5 protein-coding genes are annotated in these 2,598 nt (G+C 73.4%); 4 read left to right on the forward strand and 1 reads right to left on the reverse strand.

From position 1 onward, the window contains the following. The first annotated feature begins 34 nt into the window (after nt 1-34). The 4 genes from E6J59_15445 to E6J59_15460 all read left to right on the forward strand — a co-directional run bounded on the left by E6J59_15445 (nt 35) and on the right by E6J59_15460 (nt 1,606). Entirely contained in the window at nt 35-235 is a 201-nt protein-coding gene (locus E6J59_15445) for a hypothetical protein (GenBank protein ID TMB17874.1), read from the forward strand. A gap of 36 nt (nt 236-271) precedes the next feature. After that, nucleotides 272-568: a hypothetical protein gene (locus E6J59_15450; GenBank protein ID TMB17875.1), complete on the forward strand. Its 297-nt coding sequence runs from the start codon at nt 272-274 to the stop codon at nt 566-568. Nucleotides 569-635: 67 nt separating this feature from the next. Next, on the forward strand, nt 636-1,175 hold the full coding sequence (locus E6J59_15455; GenBank protein TMB17876.1) for a GNAT family N-acetyltransferase: 540 nt from the start codon (nt 636-638) through the stop codon (nt 1,173-1,175). After that, nucleotides 1,172-1,606: a GNAT family N-acetyltransferase gene (locus E6J59_15460; GenBank protein ID TMB17877.1), complete on the forward strand. Its 435-nt coding sequence runs from the start codon at nt 1,172-1,174 to the stop codon at nt 1,604-1,606. Before E6J59_15455 ends, E6J59_15460 begins: the two co-directional genes overlap by 4 nt. Here E6J59_15460 and E6J59_15465 read toward each other — a convergent pair. Continuing rightward, complete coding sequence (locus E6J59_15465; protein ID TMB17878.1) at nt 1,599-2,459, reverse strand: enoyl-CoA hydratase; 861 nt, start codon at nt 2,457-2,459, stop codon at nt 1,599-1,601. The genes E6J59_15460 and E6J59_15465 overlap by 8 nt on opposite strands. Between the last annotated feature and the right edge of the window lie 139 nt (nt 2,460-2,598).

Here is a 2,598-nt window from a genome sequence, read left to right on the forward strand (position 1 = left end):
CATCGCCGGAGTCCCCGCCAGCCGGGCCGGCCTGATGGTCCGCTTCGCCTACCGCTTCTCGAAGCGCATGGTCGGCAAGGTGCCCGAGCCGCTCACCGTGGCGGCGCACCACGCGTGGATCTTCCGGGGCTACACGGGCTACGAGTTCGCGCTCGGCAAGGCCCGTCTGGTCGACGCGCGGCTGAAGGCGCTCGCCGGCCTGAAGGCGGCGGCGCTGGTCGGCTGTCCCTTCTGAGTCGACATCGGCTCTGCCGTCGGCAGGGCAGCCGGGGTGACCGAGGCTCAGCTCCGTGACCTGCCGGCCTACGAGGAGAGCGCGGCCTTCTCGCCGCTCGAGAAGCTCGTGCTCGACTACGCGGTCGCGATGACGGAGACGCCGGTCGAGGTGCCCGAGGCGCTCTTCGCCCGGCTGCGAGAGCACTTCGCCGAGGCGCAGCTCGTCGAGCTGACGGCGGCGATCGCGTGGGAGAACTACCGGGCGCGCTTCGACCACGCCTTCGGCATCGAGGCGCAGGGCTTCTCGGAGGGTGCGTACTGCGTGCTCCCGGAGCGCGCCGCGCGCCGGTAGTCGCTCCTCGCTCGTGGCGCCGCGCGGGTGGCGCCCGAGCGGGGCCTGCTCTACGATCGCGCGCGTGATGCGCAACCCCTGTCTGGTCGGCACGAAGGTCTACCTCCGCCCGCTCGAGGAGGCCGACGCGGCCGAGTGTCACGTCTGGCTCAACGATCCCGACGTCCGGCGGACGCTCGCCGTGCGCGGCGTCCCGCACACGGAGGCAAGCTCGCGCGCCTGGATCCGCGCGCTCGATCCGCGGCGCGACCAGGTGTTCGCCATCGTGACGAACGAGGGCGGCCTCTACGTCGGGAACTGCGGGCTCCACGACATCGACCCCATCGACCGCCACGCGACGCTCGGGATCGTCATCGGCCGGAAGGATCGGTGGGGCCAGGGCTTCGGTGCCGAGACGGTCAGGCTCCTCTGCCGGCACGCGTTCGACGACCTCAACCTGCACAAGGTCTGCCTCTCGTGCTACGCGACCAACGAGCGGGGCCTGCGGCTCTACGCGCGCGCCGGCTTCACCGTCGAGGGCCGCCGCCGCGAGCAGGTGTTCATCGACGGGCGCTGGGTCGACGAGATCCTCCTCGGGTTGCTGCGCGACGAGCTCGCCCAGGGATGAGCGGCCTCGAGGTCCGGCGCGCCCGCCCCGACGAGCTCGCCCGCTGTCTCGCCATCCGGCGCGAGGTCTTCGTCGAGGAGCAGGGCGTGCCGCTCGACGAGGAGATGGACGCGCACGACGCCGCGTGCAGGCACTTCCTCGCGCTCGCGGCGGGCGAGGCGGTCGGCACGGCGCGCCTCCGGGAGACGGAGGGCGGGCGCGTGAAGGCCGAGCGCGTCGCGGTGCGGCGTTCCGTCCGGCGCTCCGGCATCGGCCGGGCGCTCATGCGCGCGCTCGAGGACGAGGTGCGCGCCCGCGGCCACCGCGAGCTCGTGCTGAACGCGCAGGTGGCGGTGATCGCGTTCTACGAGCGGCTCGGCTACCGCGTCGAAGGGCCCGAGTTCCTCGAGGCGGGCATCCCGCACCGCGCGATGCGGAAGCCGCTCACCTGAACTTCCGCTCCTCCCACCACGGGTAGAACGCGGGCATGTCCGCGGTCGGCCGGAGCGTGAAGCGCGCCGGCCGCTTCTCGAGGAACGCCTGCACGCCCTCGCGCGCGTCGGCCGACTGGCCCATCCAGAAGATCGCGCGCGAGTCGACCTGGTGCGCCTCCATGGGGTGGTCCGCGCCGAGCATGCGCCAGAGCATCTGGCGGCAGAGCGCCACGGACATGGCCGAGGTGTTGTCGGCGATCTCGCGCGCCAGGCCGCGCGCCGTGTCCATGAGGGCCTCGGGCGCGACCACGCGACTCACCAGCCCGCCCGCGAGCGCCTCCTCGGCAGGGAAGATGCGGCCGGTGAGGACCCACTCCGCCGCGCGGCCGATGCCGACCACGCGCGGCAGGAACCAGCTGCTGCACGCCTCGGCGACGATGCCGCGGCGCGCGAAGACGAAGCCCATGCGGGCCGTGCTCGCGGCGATGCGGACGTCCATGGGCAGGGTCATCGTGATGCCGACGCCGACCGCGGGCCCGTTGATGGCGGCGATGACCGGCTTCTTCGACGCGAAGATGCGGAGCGCGACCAGGCCGCCGCCGTCGCGGTGCTCCTCGATCCGCTGCGCGGCGGGCCCGCCCGAATAGTCGAAGGTGCCGCCGCCGCTGCCCAGGTCCGCGCCGGCGCAGAAAGCGCGCCCGGCGCCGGTCACGATGACGGCGCGCACCGCGTCGTCGGCGTCGGCGCGCTCGAAGGCGTCGAGCAGCTCGTACATCATGCGCGCGGTGAAGGCGTTCAGCCGCTCGGGGCGGTTGAGGGTGACGGTGAGCACGCCGGCGTCGACCGCGTAGAGGATCTGCTGGTAGTCCATCACGCGCCCTCCACGCGCCGGAGCTCGTAGTCGAGGTACTCGACCGTGCCGCCCTCCTCGAGCGCCACCGCGTAGCTCCAGGCGCCGTTCGAGGCGATGAGGCGCTCGCCGACCACGCGGCCTCGCCGCCCGCCCGGCA

The organism is Deltaproteobacteria bacterium (assembly GCA_005879795.1).
GTDB lineage: Bacteria > Desulfobacterota > Binatia > DP-6 > DP-6 > DP-6.